The sequence below is a fragment of the Geothrix sp. 21YS21S-2 genome (genome assembly GCF_030846775.1).
Classification (GTDB): Bacteria; Acidobacteriota; Holophagae; order Holophagales; family Holophagaceae; genus Mesoterricola.
Window position 1 is genome coordinate 3,711,539 of sequence record NZ_CP132910.1, and the last position, 17,335, is coordinate 3,728,873.

Here is a 17,335-nt window from a genome sequence, read left to right on the forward strand (position 1 = left end):
ACATGCAAGGTTCATGTCGATGCCGCCCGGCGCCTCTACACCCCGCGCTACGGCTGCGGCGAGTGCCAGACCGGCGTCGCCTGCGAGGCGCGGATCCCGCCCCGGACCCGGAAGGGGGCGTGATTGAAATCTCCATCAACCGCCACGGGAAAACGATAACCTAGGCCACGAACCCGGAATCCCGATTCGACATCCGCGGTGGGAGATTCGATCCATGGCCTCCCGTTCTCCAGAGAAATGGCGTCCGCCGGCACTCCTCATCGTCCTGGCGGGGCTCCTGGTTGCGGGCATCGCGGTGGGGGCCGTCCGGCATGTCCGCACCCTGTGGAACCTGGAGCGGGCCAAGGCGGAGAGCCACCTCTCCACCGTGGGGGCGCTGAAGGCCAGCGAGATCGCCCTCTGGCGCGAGGAGCGGCTGACGGACGCCTCGACCCTCTCGCGCATCTCCGCCTTCACCCGCCTGATGGGACCGGCGGAGGGTTCAGGTCTTCCGGATGCCACGCCGCTGCTCGAGGACTGGCTCAGGGAGCAGAGCCAGTACGACGAGATGCGCCTGCTGGACACCCGGGGCGAGGAGCGCCTGGCGATACCCCCGGGGCGGCCGCCCCTTCCCGGCGGCCTGAAACGCGAGGCACGGGAAGCCCTCGCCGACGGCCGCCCGCGCTTCCTGGATCTCTCCCGGGACGCGGACGGTCCGGGCATCCACATGCATCTCCTCATCCCCGTGCTGGACGCCAGGCGGATGGGACGGACGCTTGGTCTGTTCCTGCTGCGCATCGACCCCACCCGGACCCTCTATCCCATCGTCCTGCGCTGGCCCACCCCCTCGGCGTCCGCGGAGACCCTGCTGGTGCGGCGGGAGGGGGAGGAGGCGGTGGTCCTCAACGACATGCGGACCCGCGCCGGGACCGCCCTCACCGAGCGGGTCCCGATGGCGGACCGGACGCGGGCCTCGGTCCTGGCCATCCTCGGCCGGAAGGGCATCGTGGAGACCCGGAACTACCGGGGCGTGAGGCTCCTGGCGGACGTGCGGCCGATTCCCGCCTCCCCGTGGTTCCTGGTGGTCCGCGTGAACGAAGGGGAGGCCATGGCCCTGTTCGAGCGGCGGCGGAGGGACACGATCCTCCTGGCGCTCGCCTCGGCCCTCGCGGTGCTGGCCGCGGCCGCGGCCCACTGGCGGAACGGACGGGCGAATGATTTCCGGGCGCAGCTCGAAGCCGAGCGGCTCCGTCGCGAGGGCGAAACCCGCTTCCGCCATGCCGTGGAGGAGGTGCCCTTCCCCATGATGATCTTCGCCGAGGACGGCGAGATCCTCATGGTGAGCCGCGTCTTCACGGAGCTGAGCGGCTACTCCCGCGCCGAGGTCCCGACCCTGGGGAAATGGGCGGAGCTGGCCCACCCCTCCCGCAGGGAGGCCATCCTGGAGATTGCCCGCGACCTCTTCGACCGGCCCCGGCGGGAGGGCAGCATCGAGTACCCCATCCGGTGCCGGGACGGCTCGACGCGGATCTGGGACTTCTCCTCCGTGTCCCTGGGGCCTCTGGTGGACGGGCGCCGGGCCGTCATGAGCATGGCCCACGACGTCACGGGCCGCAAGGAGGCCGAAGCCGTGCTGCGGCGCTCCGAGGAGCGCTTCGCCCTCATCTTCAACGCCAGTCCCGACGCCATCGCCATCACCCGCCTGGCGGACGGTCTCTACCTGCTGGTGAACGAGCGCTATGTCCAGTTGCTGGGCCGGTCCATGGGCGACGTCCTGGGCCACACCTCCCTCGAACTGGGTGTCTGGGCGGATCCCCGGGACCGGGAACGGTGGGCCGGGGCGCTGGACCGGGAGGGCAGGGTGGACAACCTGGAGCTGGACTTCCGCAGGGCGGACGGCACGCCTGTCACCTGCCTGGTCTCCACCCGCATCATCACCTGGGACGGGGAACCGGTGCAGCTCTCCATCACGCGGGACATCACCGCCCACCGGGAGCTGGAGCTGGCCCTGCGCGAAAGCGAGGCGGAATACCGGCTGCTCTTCGACCGGAGCCTGGACGGGATCATGCTCGCGGCCCCGGACGGCGCCATCCTGGACGTCAATCCCGCGGCCTGCGCCATGCTCGGCCGGACGGTGGAGGAGATCCGGGCCGTGGGCCGGGACGGCATCGTCGACATGACCGATCCCAGGGTGCCCGTGGCCATCGAGGAACGGGCGCGCACCGGGCGCTGGACCGGCGAGCTGACCTTCCTCCGCCGGGACGGAACGAAATTCCCGTGCGAGACCGCCTCCGTGCTCTTCATCGACAAGCACGGCCAGACCCGGACCAGCCACATCCTCCGGGACGTCAGCCTCAGGAAGCAGGCGGAGGAGCTCCAGCGCAAACTCGACGCCGAGATCCAGCAGTCCCACAAGCTCGACAGCCTGGGCAGCCTCGCGGGCGGCGTGGCCCACGACATGAACAACATCCTGGCGGCCATCCAGGCCGTCATCGAGACCGTCAAGCTGACCCACGCCGGGGACGCCCCCCTGGCCGAGGCCCTGGGCCTCGTGGAGAAGGCCTCCACCCGCGGCCGGGACCTGGTCATGGGCCTGACCAAGTTCTCCCGCAAGAACCTGCAGCAGCCCGAGGTCCTGGACCTCAACGCCCTGGTGCGGGACGAGCTCGATCTGCTGAACCGCACCACCCTGCAGAAATACCGGCTGGTGGCCGATCTCGAGGAAGGGCTCCTCCCCGTTTCGGGCGAGCGCGGCTCCCTCGCCAACCTCCTGATGAACCTCTGCGTGAACGCCATGGACGCCATGCCCGAGGGCGGCACCCTCGTCCTGCGCACAAGGAACCTGCCCGGGGCCCAGGTGGAGGTCGCCGTGGAGGACACCGGCACCGGCATGCCTCCCGAGGTGGCGGCCCGGGCCATGGACCCCTTCTTCTCCACCAAGGCCATCGGCAAGGGCACGGGGCTGGGCCTGGCCATGGCCTACGCCACCGCCAAGGCCCACGGGGGGACCCTGGCCATCCGCAGCGAGAAGGGCCGGGGCACCACCGTCAGCCTGCGCCTGCCCGCGGCCGCCGGGGACGTCGCCCCCTTGCAGGGTCCGCCGGGCCCGGCGCCCGGGGAGGCCCCCCTGAACGTGCTGCTGGTGGACGATGACGACCTCATCCGGGCCGCGGTGCCCAGCATGCTCAAGACCCGCGGCCACAGCGTCGCCATCGCGTCGGGCGGCGCCGAGGGCCTGGTGCTCCTGGGCTCCGGCCCCCCGGTGGACCTGGTGATCCTGGACCTGAACATGCCCGGGATGAACGGCATCGAGACCCACGCGCACATCCGCCGCCGCTGGCCGGACCTGCCCATCCTCCTGGCCACGGGCCACCTGGACGCCCGGATCCTCGAACTGCTGGAGAGGGACGGGCACATGCTGGCCATCACCAAGCCCTACTCCATGGAGGAGCTGGTGGGGAAGCTCCAGAACCTGAAGGCGATGGCCTGAGGCACCGCCTTTCGGGCGCAAGCTTCGCCGGAGGAGCGGAATGGGAGCACCATCATTCAAGATCGGCGGCCCGGCCTGACGGGGCCGCCCAACCGACAGGAGGTCCACCATGATCGATCCCGGCAAGGTCGCCGTCGTCACCGGGGCCGGAAGCGGCATCGGCAAGGCAACCGCCCTGGCGCTGCTGGCCGCGGGCTGGAGGGTCGCCCTGGCCGGACGCAGGCCCGAAGTCCTGCTGGAGGTGGCCGCGGAATCCGGCGCGGGACTGCGCGCGCTGCCCGTCCCCACCGACGTCACCCGGCCGGACTCCGTGGCCGCGCTCTTCGCGGCGGTGAAGCAGGACTTCGGCCGGGTGGACCTCCTGTTCAACAACGCGGGCATCAACGTGCGGGGCAAGCTCTTCGAGGACCTGACCTACGAGGACTGGACCGGGGTCGTGGACGTCAACCTCACGGGCATGTTCCTCTGCGCCCAGGCGGCGTTCAGGGTCATGCTGGACCAGGCTCCCCGCGGCGGCCGCATCATCAACAACGGCTCCATCTCCGCCCACGTGCCCCGGCCCGATTCGGCGCCCTACACCGCCACCAAGCACGCCGTCACCGGCCTGACCAAGTCCATCTCCCTGGACGGCCGGAAATACGACATCGCCTGCGGCCAGATCGATATCGGCAACGCGCTGACGGGCTTCACGGCGGGGATGACGGTGGGCGTGAAGCAGGCGGGAGGCGACATCGCTCCGGAACCGATGATGGACGTGCAGCAGGTGGCCCAGGGGGTCGTGCACATGGCGGAGCTGCCCCTGGAAGCGAACGTGCAGTTCATGACGATCATGGCGACCAAGATGCCCTTCATCGGACGGGGTTGAAGGCGTCATCGGTTCCATCGATTCTAAAGATCAGAACCATTCGTTTGCGGCGATGGCATGCCTGGCCGAGACTGGAACATGCCAAGGGGTCGGGGCATTCCCGTCACGGGCGTTTCCAGCAACCTGGCCGGCCCCAGCCGGCATGGGAGATAGTCGATGGTCAGCCAGAAGAACGATCGTGTTTCCGTGAAGAACCGCTGCAAGGCCAGCGTCCGCTCCGGCGGCAAGACCCACAGCAACATCAGCCTCCTGGACCTGGGCACCCACGGATGCCGGGTGGAGATGCCCGAGTACCTCCTGGAGCGCGTCAGCGGCGACTCCGTGCTGGAAGGCTGGTCCCTCATCCACCCGCTCCTGCCCATGGATCTCATCCAGGCCAGGGTCCTCGAGACCCGCCAGGCGGACCGGGCCGGCTTCGTGGAGGCCGAAGTGCAGTTCCTGGGCGCGACCGAGAGCTACCACCGCGAGGTCCAGACCTGCATGACCAACCTCGCGCGGCCCTGGTGGCCCTCCAGCAGCGCCACCGGGATGCCCTTTCCGGGTGTCTGCTGAAGCTTCCGGGAATCCTAAGCAGCCTCTGAAATCCCTTTTTCTCGGCGAACCTCGGCCCCTCGGCTACCTCGGCGATGCCTTTCGTTTCCTTGAACCTGCTGCGCATATAGTAAATGCGCCGTTGGGGCTTGAAACAGAAGGCATCGCCGAGGTTGCCGAGGGGCCGAGGTTCGCCGAATAAGGAAATCAGCTTGCCGGGATTAAAAATTCGCCTCAAATTTCTCAAACGAAAGATCCTGATCACGATACCGCCCGAAATTTTGCCGCCATGAATCATCCAGGTCGACAAGTTGCAATAAACGGTGAATTTTTATTATATTGTTAAATTATCAGACAGATCCATGCAAGCTGATACCCTGTGGCATGCCTGGAATGAAGATCCTCCTGGTGGATGACAACGCCATGTTCAGGACCCTGGCCACCCGGGTCCTCGAGGAGGCGGGTTTCGAAGTCCGCTCCCTGGATCCGGCGTCCGTCTTCGAGGTCCTGAAACTGGCGCGGGAATTCGCACCCGACCTGGCGATCATCGACTACCACCTGCCTCGCTGCAACGCCGAGACCCTGGCGGTGATCCTCAAGCGGGACGAGACGTTCGGCCGCGTTCGGATCCTCGCCATCTCCACCAGCCGCGACTCCGCCGTGGTGGAGGCGATGGCGGCCTGCGGCGCCGATGCGTTCGTCTTCAAGGGCGCCATGGCCGGGCTCGTTGAAACGGTCCGGGAAATGGCCAGGACGGCCCCCGGTCAGGCCGGATGAACGGCCACTAAGAGCATTTATACAACCACGTGCCGTTGCTTCCCTTTTTCATCACTTCCCGGCCTGCGTCCGGAACGTCGCCGTTGGCGAGGGCGCATCTTCATTGGCCGGTTCGCGGACGCTGTGCATCATCCCCCGCACGTGCTCCAGGAAGGCGTGCCCCGCGGCGTCCAGGTGGCGCTGGGGGTTCCACACGAGGTAGGTGGAGACCTGAAGGCTGGGACCGTCCCACCGCAGGGGGACCAGGCGGCCGGATTCCAGTTCGTCCTCCACGGCCATGCGGGGCAGGGGCGCGATGCCCAGGCCCACCTCCACGCAGCGCTTGATGGTCTCCACGTGCTGGAACTCCATGCCGTTGCCGGGGCGGGCGCCGGCGGCGATGAGCTGGCGCTCGAACTGGTCGCGGTAGCTGCAGCCGTTGGTCTTGAGGAGGGCCGGTTCCCGCACCAGGTCGCCGCTGGAGACGGAAGCGCTGGACGCCAGGCGGTGGCCGGAGCAGCCGAGTATCAGGATCTCCTCGTCCCGCAGCTTCTCGACGGCAAGGGTCTTGGAGGGGAAGGACGCCTCCAGGATGAAGGCGAAGTCCACGGCGCCCTCCAGCACCTGGCGCTTGAAGTCCCGCGAGAAGCCGGGAAGGAACTGCAGGCGGATCTTGGGGAAGGCCTTGGTGAAGGCCTTGAGGACCGGGGGCAGGAGGTAGGTGCCGATCGTCTCGGTGGCGGTGAAGCGCACGACGCCCACGTCCTCGGTCTCCATGTTGGAGGACATGGCCTCGTCCGTGAGCGCCAGGATCCGGTCCGCGTAGACCAGGAAGCGCCGCCCGGGCTCCGTGAGCTGCAGGTGGTTGCCCACGCGGTTGAAGAGGGCGTAGCCCAGCGTCTCCTCCAGGGCCTTCATCTGGGCCGTGACGCTGGACTGGGCGTAGCCCAGCGTGGACGCGGTCCTGGTGAAGCTGAGGGACTGGGCCGCGGTCCGGAAGGTCAGCAGGGTCTTGGTCTCCACGGGGCTCCTCATCGGTTGAATCGATTCTAGCAATCAAATCGATTCGTTGGCGCCGATGGTTTACCGGACCGAGACTATAGCAAGCCAAGGAGCCGGGGGACGCCCCCGGGGGACCCCGGCGCACTGCAACCCATCCGGCCACACGCCGGTAAACGAGGTGTCGAATGACGAACCGAGTCTCCGTATTGAACCGTTGCGAAGCCAGCTTCCAGTCCGAGGGCACGACCTACGGCAACATCCAGATCCTGAACCTGGGCACGGACGGCTGCCACATCGAGGTCCCCGAGCAGGCCAAGGTTTCCGGTGATTCCGTGGTGGAGGGCTGGTCTCTGAGCCACCCCCTGCTCCCCGCCGAGTCCATCCAGGCCCGGGTCATCTGGGCCAACGGCCCGGCACGCGAAGGCTACCGGGAGGCCGAGGTGCTCTTCCTGGGCGCTTCGGACGGCTACCGGCGCGGGCTGAAGAAGTACGTCAACCTGCTCCAGACCGCCAGTCCCGAATGCACCGCCAACGACCTGGTCGGCATGCCCTAGCCCCTCCTCGGCGAGCCTCGGCCCTTCGGCCACCTCGGCGATGCCTTCCTGTTCTCCCCTTCATCGGCGCAAGGATCGGATGCGCCGGAAGGCATTGAAACAGCTGGCATCGCCGAGGTGGCCGAGGGGCCGAGGCACGCCGGGAAAAGAAAGGATCAGCCACGCTCCCGCAGGCGCTTCGTCTGGCGCTGGATGAGCAGTTCCACGTCCGCGACGTCCAGGGCTGCCATGGTCAGACCCCCGCCACGTAGCCGCCGTCCACGCGGATCGTGGAGCCGGTGACGTAGGACGCGGCCGTGCTGGCCAGGAAGGCGGCGACGTTGGCGTACTCCTGGGGCTCGCCGTAGCGGCCCATGGGGATGGCGGCGGTGCTCTCGGCGGTGACCGTCTCCACCGCCTTGTTCTCACGCTTGGCCTTCTGTTCGTCCAGGAACCGGGTGCGGCCGGTGCCGATGCGGCCGGGGACCATGATGTTGGCCGTGACGCCGTCCCTGGCCACTTCCCGGGCCAGGGTCTTGGACCAGCCCACCAGGGCGACCCGCAGGGCGTTGGACAGACCCAGGTTGGGAATGGGGGCGAGGACCCCGGAGGAGGTGCTGGTGATGATCCGGCCCCAGCCCCGGGCCTTCATGCCCGGCAGGACCCGGTCGGTGATGGCGATGACCGACAGCACCATGGACTGGAAGAACCTCGCCCACTGGGCGGGATCCTGGCCGGCCACGGGGGTCGGCGGCGGGCCGCCCGTGTTGTTGAACAGGACGTCCACGGGGCCCAGGGCGCCTTCCAGGGCCGTCACATGGGCGTCGATGGCGGCCAGGTCGCCCAGGTCCCAGAGGATCCCCAGGGCCGTGCCGCCCAGCGAACGTATCTCCGCTACCGTCTGGTCGAGGGCTTCCGGGCTCACGTCCGCCACGGCGACCCGGGCGCCCTCCCGGGCGAGGGTCGTGGCCACGGCGCGGCCGATGCCGCCTCCGCCGCCGAGCACCAGGGCTGTCTTCCCGCTGAGTCCGAATTCCATCACATCTCCTTTAGACGGGGGTGAGAGCCTCGCCCCCGCCCAGCACCGCATGCAGGTTGTCCAGGGCCATGCGAAGCATGAGGGCACGGGTCTCGTGGGTTGCGGAACCGGCGTGGGGGGACAGAAGGACGTTGGGGAGGTCGAGCAGGGGAGAAGCCCCGAGGGGTTCCTCCTCGAACACGTCCAGCGCCGCGCCCCTCAGGGTGCCCCGGGCGAGGGCGTCGCACAGGGCGGCCTCGTCCACCACGGAACCCCGGGCGAGGTTCACGAGGTAGCCGGGACCCAGGGCGGCCAGCACCTCGGCGTTGACGAGGTGGTGGGTGTCCGGCCCGCCCTTGCACGTGAGGATCAGGACGTCCACTTCGGAGGCCATGGCCCGGGCGTCGGGGAAGTGGCGGAAGGGGATGCCCGCCTGGGGGCGCCCGGCATAGGCCAGGCTGGGGCCGAAGGGGAGCAGGCGTTCGGCGATGCCCTTGCCGATGCGGCCCAGCCCCACGATGCCCACGCGCTTGCCGGCGAGACCGGTGGTCAGGGGGTAGATGCCCCCGCGCCAGGCGCCGGTGCGAACGTGCCGGTCCGCCCGGGGGATCTCCCGCAGCAGCGCCAGCAGCAGGCCCACGCCCAGCTCGCACACCGCCGCGTCCAGCACGCCCGGGGTGTTGGTGACCACGATGCCCCGTTCCCGGGCCCAGGCCACGGGGATGCCGTCGAACCCCACGCCGGAGGTGGCGATGATCCTCAGGGCGGGCAGGGTTTCGAGCACCTCGGTTGAAAGTTTCATGTTGCTGCGGGTCAGGAAGCCTCGCACGGAGGCGCGAAGGGCCGCGTCCCGGCCAGCCTCCTCCGGCGTGTGGCAGGCGAACTCCAGGTCGATGGCCGCCTTCTGGGGCGCGGTGAAGTCGCCGACGCGGATCAGGTCCTCCATGATTCGCCTCCCTGCCTCAACCCTACCCTAACTTCCCTGAAATCCACCCTCCTGGGAGAAGGGGCCGGACTGAAAGGCAACTGAAAGGCACCCCCCCTAGAATCCGGTTGATACCTCCACGTTTCCAGCCTCAGCCAGGAGCGCCCATGCGTCGACTTACCCAAAGTCTCTATGTGCAGGTCATCGCCGCGATCATCATCGGCATCCTCCTGGGGCACTACAACCCCCACCTGGGCTCCGCCATGCGGCCCCTGGGCGACGGCTTCATCAAGCTGGTGAAGATGCTCATCGCGCCCATCATCTTCCTGACCGTGGTGCAGGGCATCGCCCACATGGGCGACCTCAAGAAGGTGGGCCGGGTCGGCGCCAAGGGCATCCTCTACTTCGAGATCTTCACCACGGTCGCCCTGGCCCTGGGCCTGCTGGTGGCCAACTTCTTCAGGCCGGGCTCCGGGATGAACATCAACCCGGCCACCCTCGACACCAAGGCCATCTCCATCTACACCACGGGCAAGCACCTCTCCACCGTGGATTTCGTCATGAACATCATCCCCAAGGACGTGGCCGACGCCTTCGCCAAGGGCGACATCCTGCAGATCCTGCTCTTCGCCATCCTCTTCGGCGTGGCGCTGGCCTACCTCAAGGCCGACGGCACCCTGGTCATGAAGGTCATCGACGGCCTGAACAAGGTCTTCTTCCGCCTGGTGGCCATGGTCATGCGGCTGGCCCCCGTCGGCGCCTTCGGCGCCATGGCCTTCACCGTGGGCGCCTACGGCCTCAAGAGCCTGATTCCCCTGGGCAGGCTCATCGCGTGCTTCTACTTCACCAGCGCCCTGTTCGTCGTGCTCATCCTCGGGGCGGTGCTGTCCTGGACCGGCCTGAACATGTTCAAGTTCCTCCGCTTCATCCGCGAGGAGATCCTGATCGTGCTGGGCACCTCCTCCTCGGAATCCGCCCTGCCCCTGATGATGGAGAAGATGGAGCGCCTGGGCTGCTCCAAGTCCGTGGTGGGCATGGTCATCCCCATGGGCTACTCCTTCAACCTGGACGGCACCTCCATCTACCTCACCCTGGCCTGCCTCTTCATCGCCCAGGCCACCAACACCCACGTCACCTTCGCGCAGCAGCTCTACATCCTGGCCATCCTCCTCCTGACCTCCAAGGGCGCGGCGGCCGTCACCGGGGGCGGCTTCATCACCCTCGCCGCCACCCTTTCCGTGGTGGGCAACATCCCCGTGGCGGGCCTGGCCCTGCTGCTGGGCATCGACAAGTTCATGAGCGAATGCCGGGCCATCACCAACCTCATCGGCAACGGCGTGGCCTCGGTGGTGGTGTCCAAGTGGGAGGGGGAACTGGACCTGGAGCGGGCAAAATACTTCCTGGACAACCCCAAGGTCGTGGAGGAGGAGGAGTACGAGCTGTCCCGGGTCCCCGCCATCGCGGGCGTGCCCGAAGAAGCCTAGGATTCCCTCGGCGATCCTCGGCCCTTCGGCCACCTCGGCGATGCATTCCGTTTCAAGCCTCAACGGCGCAATTAAGATGCGCGCCGCAGGTTCAAGGAAAAGGAAGGCATCGCCGAGGTGGCCGAAGGGCCGAGGTTCGCCGGGAAAGGATCAGGGGAAGGTGACGGTGACCACCAGGCCGGTTCCTTCCTTTGGATCCGACAATTCGATCACGCCCCCCAGGGCGTGGGTGACCTCCTGGGCGATGGACAGGCCCAGGCCGCAGCCCTGGGTGCCGTCCACCTGGAGGCGGCAGAAGCGCTCGAAGACCCTCTGCCGGTCGGCCTCGGGGATGCCGGGGCCGTTGTCCTCCACCTTCAGGACGAGGCCCACCCCGGGGCGGTCCACCGACACCGTCACGACGCCGCCGGCCTGGGTGTAGTGGAGGGCGTTGTCCACCAGGTTGGCCAGCAGCTCGTGGAGCATGGAGGAGGAGCCCGGCACCTCGGTCTGGTCCGTGCGGACCTCCAGGCCCAGGTCCATGTCCTTGGACTGGGCCAGGGCGGCCTGCTCCTCCAGCACCCGCTGGGCCAGCGCGGCGACGTCCACGCGGTTCCGGAAGGGGAGGAATGAGGCTTCGGCCCGGGAGAGGCTGAGGAGCTGGTTCACCAGGCGGGTGCCGGCGCGCACGCCCTGGAAGATGGCGGTGAGGGCCTGGTCCTTCTGGGCGGGATCGGGGTTGCGCAGGCCGAAGTTCACCTGGGTCTGCAGCACGGTGAAGGGGGTGCGCAGCTGGTGGGCGGCGTTGGCGATGAAGCGGCTGCGCACCGCCATCTGGGTGTCCAGGCGCTCCACGTAGCCGTTGATGGCCCCCACCAGCGGCTGCAGCTCCGTGGGGACGGGGCCGGGGTCCAGGGGTTCCAGGGAGCCGGCGTGGCGTTCCTGCACCCGGTCCCGCAGCAGGAGGATGCTTTTCAGGGCCCCCCGCAGGGCCAGCCACACCAGGACGGCCACCAGGGACAGGGTGAGCAGCTCCTGGCGGATGTTGCCGAGCCAGACCCGCTGGGCCAGGCTGTCGTGGGCCTGGAAGGTCTCGGCCACCTCGATGACCACCGGGCCTTCGCCGGGTGCCCCGAAGACCGGCTGGGCGTAGGCCACCACGCGCACGGGCTCGTTTCGGACCCGGGTGGTGAAGTGCAGGGACTCCTCGGGACGCAGGTCCCCGGGGGGCGCGGGCACCTCCGCGTAGCCCGACAGGAGCACGCCCCGGCTGGAGGCGATGCGGTAGTAGACCCGGTCGCCGGTGTCGCCCTGGAAGAGCTCCAGGGCCGAGGGGGGGATGGCCACCTCGATGATGCCGTCCTCGTAGCTGATCTGCTGGGCGATGGTGCGGGCGGAGCCCAGGAGCAGGCGGTCCTGCACGACCGTGGCCATGGCCGCGGCGTCCCGGCGGGACAGGAGGATGCCCAGGCCCGCGCTTCCCGCCAGGGGCACCAGGAGCCACGCCAGGATGCGGCTGCGCAGGCTGGTCAGTCTAATCGACATGGCGCGGCTTCAGCAGGTAGCCCAGCCCCCGCAGGGTCACGATCACGGCGTCGCCGGGCTCGAGCTTGCGGCGCACCCGGTGCACGTAGATCTCGATGGCGTCGGGGTTGACGTCCTCGTCCAGGGAGAAGAGGCTCTCGGCCAGCCCGCGCTTGCTCACGGTCTTGCCGGCCTTCATCATCAGCATCTCGAGCACCGAGTGCTCCCGGGGCGTGAGCGAAAGGGGCGCGCCCGCCAGGGTGAACACCCGGGAATTGGTGTCGTAGGCCAGGGAGGCGCAGGTGAGGACGGGGTTCTTCTGCTGGTTGGAGCGCCGCAGCAGGGCCCGCATGCGGGCCTCCAGCTCGTGGACCTCGAAGGGCTTGGCCATGTAGTCGTCCGCGCCGATGTCCAGGCCGTCCACGCGGTCCCTGGTGCCGTCGAAGGCGGTCAGGATCAGCACGGGCACGGGGTTGCGCCGGCTCCGAAGGCGCTTGAGCACCTCCCGGCCGTGGAGGCCGGGCAGGGCCAGGTCCAGGATGACCAGGTCGTAGGTCTCGGTGGTCAGGCGCAGGTCGGCGTCGGCGCCGTCGTACGTGCACTCCACCGTGTAGCCGTCGGCGTGGAGCGTCCGGGCCAGCCATTCGGAAAGCGCGCGGTTGTCCTCGACCAGCAGGATCTTCATGGGGCGTCGGGCTCCTTCAGCGGATGGCGGTGACGAATTCGAGGGTGTAGGTGCTGGCCAGGTCGATGGTCTTGCCCTGGAGGCTCTTCTCGGTGCTTCGGAGGACCTTGAGCACGTGGGCGGGGCCGCCCTCGGGCATGCGGCCGTCGGGGATGAAGATGGCCTTGCTGCGGCCCAGGGCCTTCACGTACGTGGCCCGGTCCCCCCCGTAGTAGTCCGCGGGCATGTGGGCGGCGATCTCCGCGGCGGTGTGGGTCTGGATGTAGCGCAGGGCCTTGACGAGGGCGTTCACGAGCTTCTGGACCTCGGGCTTGTGGCGGGCCACCCAGGCGGTCTGCATGTAGACGCAGGCCGAGGGGTAGACGCCGCCCAGGGCCTTGATGGTGTCCTCGGGAGTGCGCAGGTCCACCAGAACCCGGGCCTGGCCGGAATTGAGCATCCGGGAGGCCGTGGGCTCCGTGGTCATCCCGGCCTGGATGGCGCCGCGGGTCATGGCGTTGATGAAGTTGTCCCCCGTGCCCACGGGCAGGTAGTTCACCTGGCCGGCCTTGAGCCCTGCGGCCAGCACCAGGTACCGCGTCAGGAACTGGGTGGAGGAGCCCAGGCCCGTCACGCCCAGGGTGCAGCCCTTGAGGTCGGCCATGGACCGGACGCTGCCCGGGACCTTGGCCGAGACCAGCTCCACCTCGCCCGGCGCCTGGGAGAACTGGATGACGTTCACCAGGGCCTTGCCCTTGGACTGCATGTAGAGGGTATGGTCGTAGAAGCCCACCACCCCCTGCACGGCCCCCACCAGCAGGACGTCCGCCCCGTGGATGCCGGACCACTCGCTGCGCAGCTCCACGTCCAGGCCCTCGGCCCCGAAGTAGCCCAGCTGCTCGGCCAGCTTCACCGGCAGGTAGATGATCTTCTCGACCCCGCCCACCATCAGGGTGATGCGCTCGCCGGCCGCCGCGCGGCCCGGGCCGGCAGCCAGGGCAAGGGCGAGCAGGCACTGCAAGAATCTCGAATCCATGGCGGCTCCTGCCGGGCGGGTGGGGCGGCCGGCCCCATGCCAGGATGGCCGATTTCCGGGGGAAAGGGTCGGGTCGCGTGATGGTTGTCACAGGGACGGCCGCTGAAAGCTGACCGAAAGGTCCGGTACCTAAATTCAATACCAGAACCTGTCATCCGTCTGCCTTGAAGTCCGACCTTCCGGCCTCCGCCGGAGGCCTGGGCTTTGTCCGAAACGCCCCCTTTCCGAAAGGAATCCCCATGAACTTCACCCGGATCCTCGGCCTCTCCACCACGCTCGTGGCGGGCTGCCTCCAGGCCCAGACCGTCGACGTGCAGGCCGAGTTGGCCGCCCAGAAGGCCCGCATCGCCGAGCTGGAGAAGAAGGTCGCCCCCCAGAAGCCCGCCGCCGGTCCCCTCACCTTCCCCGAGGCCCTCACGCCCTACATCCTCATCGACCTGACCCTGGTCAACAAGACCAACGCCACCGCCGACGGCCGCAACAAGTTCGACATGGGCGAGCCCTTCTTCAGCGGCAACCGCTGGGGTCTCAAGGGCCTGCTGAAGACCAACGTCGAGGATCTCGACATCATCTACAAGCTGGAAAGCGAATACTTCCTCTTCGACGGCGAGCAGGGCAAGACCAACGTGCTCTTCAACCGGGACGCCTGGATCGGCATCAGCGGCAAGGCCATCGGCAAGCTCACCATCGGGCGCCAGAACACCCTGGCCCGGGACTTCTCCGTGATCTACTGCGACCCCTTCAACCACGCCGAAGTGAACTACGACGAGGGCGGCTGGACCAACAACTCCTTCTTCAAGTCCCTGGTGTACTACGCCGGCGCCGTCAGCCTCAGCCCCACCACCGGCGGCCCCGCCCAGACGCGCCAGGACAAGGGCATCGTCTGGAAGAAGATGAACGACGAGGGCCTGTGCTTCGGCGCCTCCTACAACCTCAACTACGAGACCAACACCACCGTGAAGAACTCCACCGGGGCCGTGGCCCTGGGCTGGAACGCCAGGAACTGGCACATGTCCGCCTTCTACACCCAGGCCAACAACGCCGGCTTCACCCAGAAGTCCATGTCCGTGGGCGGCAACGTCCTCTTCACCCCGGCCCTCAAGGTCAACGCGGGCTACTTCCACTACACCGCCGAACAGGGCGGCGCGCATCCCGACCGCTCCGACAACGCCTACACCCTGTCCGCTTCCTACAAGGTGAACCCCAAGTGGACCCTGTATGCGGGCGTCCAGACCATCAAGGTCGACCACGCGGGCATGGCCACCGCCATCGGCACCATCCCCAACGCCTTCGCCAACGGCGCGAACCTGGCCTTCTACACCACCGGCAGCAAGGACTCCTACTACGCCGGCGTGCGGCGCCACCTGAGCAGGAAGATCGAAGCCTACGCCATCTACGACTACCAGAAGCTGCACGACGCCTACAAGCTGTCCACGACCATCCTCAAGGACAACCAGGCCGAGTACGGCGTCGGCCTCCGGATTTCCGCGCTGTAGCGCCGGTCGAAAGGAAACCCACATGTCGAATCCAACGCCCGAAAAGAGCGGATGGCAGGGCGCAAAACCCTTCCAGCTGCTGGCGACCGTCCTGGTCGGCTGCCTCCTCTATTTCGTCCTGCCCCGGTTCGCTCCGGTGCCGGACGCCAAGCTCTTCGCGGGTTCCGCGGGAGCCAAGGCCGCTTCCGCCAAGAAGGACAAGGCTCCCGCCAAGCCCGCCGGCGACAAGACCGTCGCGCCCGCTCCGGCCGACAAGGCGGCCAAGGTTCCGGCCGCTGCCCCGGTGGCCGACAAGGCGGTCAAGAAGCCCGCACCCTCCGCCAAGGAGCTGGCCGCCGCCCAGATCGAGGCCGAAGTGAAGGCCAAGGTGGAGGCCGGCCTCAAGGCCAAGGCCGACGCCGAAACCAAGGTCAAGGCCGAGGCCGACGCCAAGGCCAAGGCGGCCGCCGAGAAGCTGCGCCAGGAGGACTGGGTCCGGGCCCTGCACCTCTTCGCCATCTTCGTGGCCACCATCCTGGGCATCATCCTGCGGCCCCTGCCCATGGGCGCCGTGGCCATCATCGGCGTGGGCCTCACGGCCATCACCGGCACCCTGTCCATCGGGGACAGCCTCAGCGGGTTCTCCGAGAAGACCCTCTGGCTGATCATCGTGGCCTTCATGTTCGCCCGGGGCTTCATCAAGACGGGCCTGGGCACGCGCATCGCCTACTTCTTCATGAAGCTCCTGGGCAGGCGCACCCTGGGCCTGGCCTACGGCCTCGCCGCCACGGAGTTCTGCCTGGCCCCCGTGGTGCCCAGCAACACGGCCCGCACCGCCGGCATCATCATGCCGATCATGCGCAGCCTGGCCCGGGCCTACGGCTCCAACCCAGGGGACGGCACCGAGCGCAAGATGGGCGCCTATCTCACCATGACCTGCTTCAACATCGACCTCATCGTCAGCGCCATGTTCCTCACCGCCATGGCCGCCAACCCCATGGCGCAAAAATTCGCGGCCGACTTCGGGATCACCATCACCTGGAGCAGCTGGTTCGTGGCGGCCATCGTGCCCGGCCTCGTGGGCCTGCTGGTCATTCCCTACGTGTTCTACAAGCTCTACAAGCCCGAGATCACCGAGACCCCCGAGGCCGTGGAGATGGCCACCAGCAAGCTCAGGGAGATGGGCCGCCTGTCCATGTCCGAGTGGCTGATGACCGGCGTCTTCGCCATCGTCCTCCTCCTGTGGGTCTTCGGCGACAAGTACCTGGGCATGGACGGCACCACCGCCGCCCTGCTGGGCCTGGGCCTCCTGCTGCTCACCGGCGTCCTGCACTGGACCGACGTGCTGGCCGAGCACAACGCCTGGGACGTGCTGATCTGGACCGGCGGCCTCATCATGATGGCGGGCTTCCTCAACAAGCTGGGCATGATCCCCTGGTTCAGCAAGGTCGTGGGCGCGTCCATGGCCGGCCACGGCTGGATCTTCGGGTTCCTGGTGCTCTGCCTCACCTACTTCTACGCCCACTACTTCTTCGCGAGCATGACCGCCCACGTGGGCGCCATGTATGCCGCGTTCCTGGGCGTGTCGATCACCCTGGGCGCTCCGCCCATGCTGGCCGCGCTGGTGCTGTGCTTCTTCTCGAACCTGCACGCCAGCATGACCCACTACGGCACCGGCCCCGCCGCGGCCATGTTCGGCATGGGCTACGTGCCCATCGGGACCTGGTGGCGCCTGGGCTTCATCATCAGCCTCGTGAACATCGCCATCTGGGTGTTCGTGGGCGGCGCCTGGTGGAAGGTGCTGGGCCTCTGGTAGCCCCGGAACCTCGGGAACGGGAACGGGCCGCGCAAGCGGCCCGTTTTGTGTAACGAAACTGGACAATGGTCGTTTACGTTCGTCCAGTCCTGGCACCCGCCGGCCGGGGCGGGGCCGGGGGGCGGATGGCGTAATCAAAGGATAAGAAGGTAGTTATATCCAGTGCGAGAACTGGCAAGGCTATTGCTAAGTATATGTGAAACCAAGAGCAGAGCCTGAACAGTCCCCCGGACGGGGCGGAGGCCTGCCCACCCTTCG

General features: G+C 67.9%; 14 protein-coding genes. 8 read left to right on the forward strand and 6 right to left on the reverse strand.

From position 1 onward, the window contains the following. Window positions 1-214 precede the first annotated feature (214 nt). The 4 genes from RAH40_RS16380 to RAH40_RS16395 all read left to right on the forward strand — a co-directional run bounded on the left by RAH40_RS16380 (window position 215) and on the right by RAH40_RS16395 (window position 5,642). Entirely contained in the window at window positions 215-3,469 is a 3,255-nt protein-coding gene (locus RAH40_RS16380) for a PAS domain S-box protein (protein WP_306598648.1), read from the forward strand. A gap of 109 nt (window positions 3,470-3,578) precedes the next feature. Next, entirely contained in the window at window positions 3,579-4,334 is a 756-nt protein-coding gene (locus RAH40_RS16385; protein WP_306598649.1) for an SDR family oxidoreductase, read from the forward strand. A gap of 156 nt (window positions 4,335-4,490) precedes the next feature. Beyond that, a complete protein-coding gene (locus RAH40_RS16390; RefSeq protein ID WP_306598650.1) occupies window positions 4,491-4,886 on the forward strand; it encodes a hypothetical protein in 396 nt (131 codons plus the stop codon). 372 nt (window positions 4,887-5,258) lie between these two features. Beyond that, window positions 5,259-5,642, forward strand: coding sequence for a response regulator (locus tag RAH40_RS16395; RefSeq protein WP_306598651.1), 384 nt, complete (start codon window positions 5,259-5,261; stop codon window positions 5,640-5,642). Between the two features lie 51 nt (window positions 5,643-5,693). Here RAH40_RS16395 and RAH40_RS16400 read toward each other — a convergent pair whose 3' ends face one another. Next, window positions 5,694-6,644: a LysR family transcriptional regulator gene (locus RAH40_RS16400; RefSeq protein ID WP_306598652.1), complete on the reverse strand. Its 951-nt coding sequence runs from the start codon at window positions 6,642-6,644 to the stop codon at window positions 5,694-5,696. 164 nt (window positions 6,645-6,808) lie between these two features. Here RAH40_RS16400 and RAH40_RS16405 point away from each other — a divergent pair, with 164 nt between their 5' ends. After that, window positions 6,809-7,177 carry a hypothetical protein gene (locus RAH40_RS16405; RefSeq protein ID WP_306598653.1) on the forward strand — a complete coding sequence of 123 codons (369 nt, stop codon included), beginning with the start codon at window positions 6,809-6,811 and terminating at the stop codon, window positions 7,175-7,177. 232 nt (window positions 7,178-7,409) lie between these two features. On the opposite strand, the gene RAH40_RS16410 is transcribed toward RAH40_RS16405, so the two are convergent. Together RAH40_RS16410 and RAH40_RS16415 are read right to left on the reverse strand one after the other, a co-directional pair. Next, on the reverse strand, window positions 7,410-8,195 hold the full coding sequence (locus tag RAH40_RS16410; protein ID WP_306598654.1) for an SDR family oxidoreductase: 786 nt from the start codon (window positions 8,193-8,195) through the stop codon (window positions 7,410-7,412). A gap of 10 nt (window positions 8,196-8,205) precedes the next feature. Further along, a complete protein-coding gene (locus RAH40_RS16415) occupies window positions 8,206-9,120 on the reverse strand; it encodes a 2-hydroxyacid dehydrogenase (protein ID WP_306598655.1) in 915 nt (304 codons plus the stop codon). 146 nt (window positions 9,121-9,266) lie between these two features. Here RAH40_RS16415 and RAH40_RS16420 point away from each other — a divergent pair, with 146 nt between their 5' ends. Then, entirely contained in the window at window positions 9,267-10,583 is a 1,317-nt protein-coding gene (locus RAH40_RS16420) for a dicarboxylate/amino acid:cation symporter (protein ID WP_306598656.1), read from the forward strand. Between the two features lie 150 nt (window positions 10,584-10,733). On the opposite strand, the gene RAH40_RS16425 is transcribed toward RAH40_RS16420, so the two are convergent. From RAH40_RS16425 to RAH40_RS16435, 3 genes are read right to left on the reverse strand one after another with little or no spacing between them, the layout of a single operon-like run. Continuing rightward, window positions 10,734-12,107 (reverse strand): sensor histidine kinase, encoded by a 1,374-nt coding sequence (locus tag RAH40_RS16425; RefSeq protein ID WP_306598657.1) that lies wholly within the window; start codon window positions 12,105-12,107, stop codon window positions 10,734-10,736. Next, window positions 12,097-12,771: a response regulator gene (locus RAH40_RS16430; RefSeq protein ID WP_306598658.1), complete on the reverse strand. Its 675-nt coding sequence runs from the start codon at window positions 12,769-12,771 to the stop codon at window positions 12,097-12,099. Before RAH40_RS16430 ends, RAH40_RS16425 begins: the two co-directional genes overlap by 11 nt. A gap of 16 nt (window positions 12,772-12,787) precedes the next feature. Further along, entirely contained in the window at window positions 12,788-13,786 is a 999-nt protein-coding gene (locus RAH40_RS16435; protein ID WP_306598659.1) for an ABC transporter substrate-binding protein, read from the reverse strand. 239 nt (window positions 13,787-14,025) lie between these two features. Between RAH40_RS16435 and RAH40_RS16440 the strand changes: the two genes are divergently transcribed. Together RAH40_RS16440 and RAH40_RS16445 are read left to right on the forward strand one after the other, a co-directional pair. Continuing rightward, window positions 14,026-15,282 carry a porin gene (locus RAH40_RS16440; protein WP_306598660.1) on the forward strand — a complete coding sequence of 419 codons (1,257 nt, stop codon included), beginning with the start codon at window positions 14,026-14,028 and terminating at the stop codon, window positions 15,280-15,282. Window positions 15,283-15,304: 22 nt separating this feature from the next. Beyond that, window positions 15,305-17,077 (forward strand): anion permease, encoded by a 1,773-nt coding sequence (locus tag RAH40_RS16445; RefSeq protein WP_306598661.1) that lies wholly within the window; start codon window positions 15,305-15,307, stop codon window positions 17,075-17,077. Window positions 17,078-17,335 lie beyond the last annotated feature (258 nt).

What these genes read in the sequence shown, in the direction of transcription:
- RAH40_RS16390 (WP_306598650.1), top strand. Translation starts at nt 4,491, where the DNA reads ATGGTCAGCCAGAAGAACGATCGTGTTTCCGTGAAGAACCGCTGCAAG.
- RAH40_RS16430 (WP_306598658.1), bottom strand. Translation starts at nt 12,771, where the DNA reads ATGAAGATCCTGCTGGTCGAGGACAACCGCGCGCTTTCCGAATGGCTG.
- RAH40_RS16420 (WP_306598656.1), top strand. Translation starts at nt 9,267, where the DNA reads ATGCGTCGACTTACCCAAAGTCTCTATGTGCAGGTCATCGCCGCGATC.
- RAH40_RS16405 (WP_306598653.1), top strand. Translation starts at nt 6,809, where the DNA reads ATGACGAACCGAGTCTCCGTATTGAACCGTTGCGAAGCCAGCTTCCAG.
- RAH40_RS16395 (WP_306598651.1), top strand. Translation starts at nt 5,259, where the DNA reads ATGAAGATCCTCCTGGTGGATGACAACGCCATGTTCAGGACCCTGGCC.
- RAH40_RS16445 (WP_306598661.1), top strand. Translation starts at nt 15,305, where the DNA reads ATGTCGAATCCAACGCCCGAAAAGAGCGGATGGCAGGGCGCAAAACCC.
- RAH40_RS16425 (WP_306598657.1), bottom strand. Translation starts at nt 12,107, where the DNA reads ATGTCGATTAGACTGACCAGCCTGCGCAGCCGCATCCTGGCGTGGCTC.
- RAH40_RS16415 (WP_306598655.1), bottom strand. Translation starts at nt 9,120, where the DNA reads ATGGAGGACCTGATCCGCGTCGGCGACTTCACCGCGCCCCAGAAGGCG.
- RAH40_RS16435 (WP_306598659.1), bottom strand. Translation starts at nt 13,786, where the DNA reads ATGGATTCGAGATTCTTGCAGTGCCTGCTCGCCCTTGCCCTGGCTGCC.
- RAH40_RS16385 (WP_306598649.1), top strand. Translation starts at nt 3,579, where the DNA reads ATGATCGATCCCGGCAAGGTCGCCGTCGTCACCGGGGCCGGAAGCGGC.
- RAH40_RS16440 (WP_306598660.1), top strand. Translation starts at nt 14,026, where the DNA reads ATGAACTTCACCCGGATCCTCGGCCTCTCCACCACGCTCGTGGCGGGC.
- RAH40_RS16380 (WP_306598648.1), top strand. Translation starts at nt 215, where the DNA reads ATGGCCTCCCGTTCTCCAGAGAAATGGCGTCCGCCGGCACTCCTCATC.
- RAH40_RS16410 (WP_306598654.1), bottom strand. Translation starts at nt 8,195, where the DNA reads ATGGAATTCGGACTCAGCGGGAAGACAGCCCTGGTGCTCGGCGGCGGA.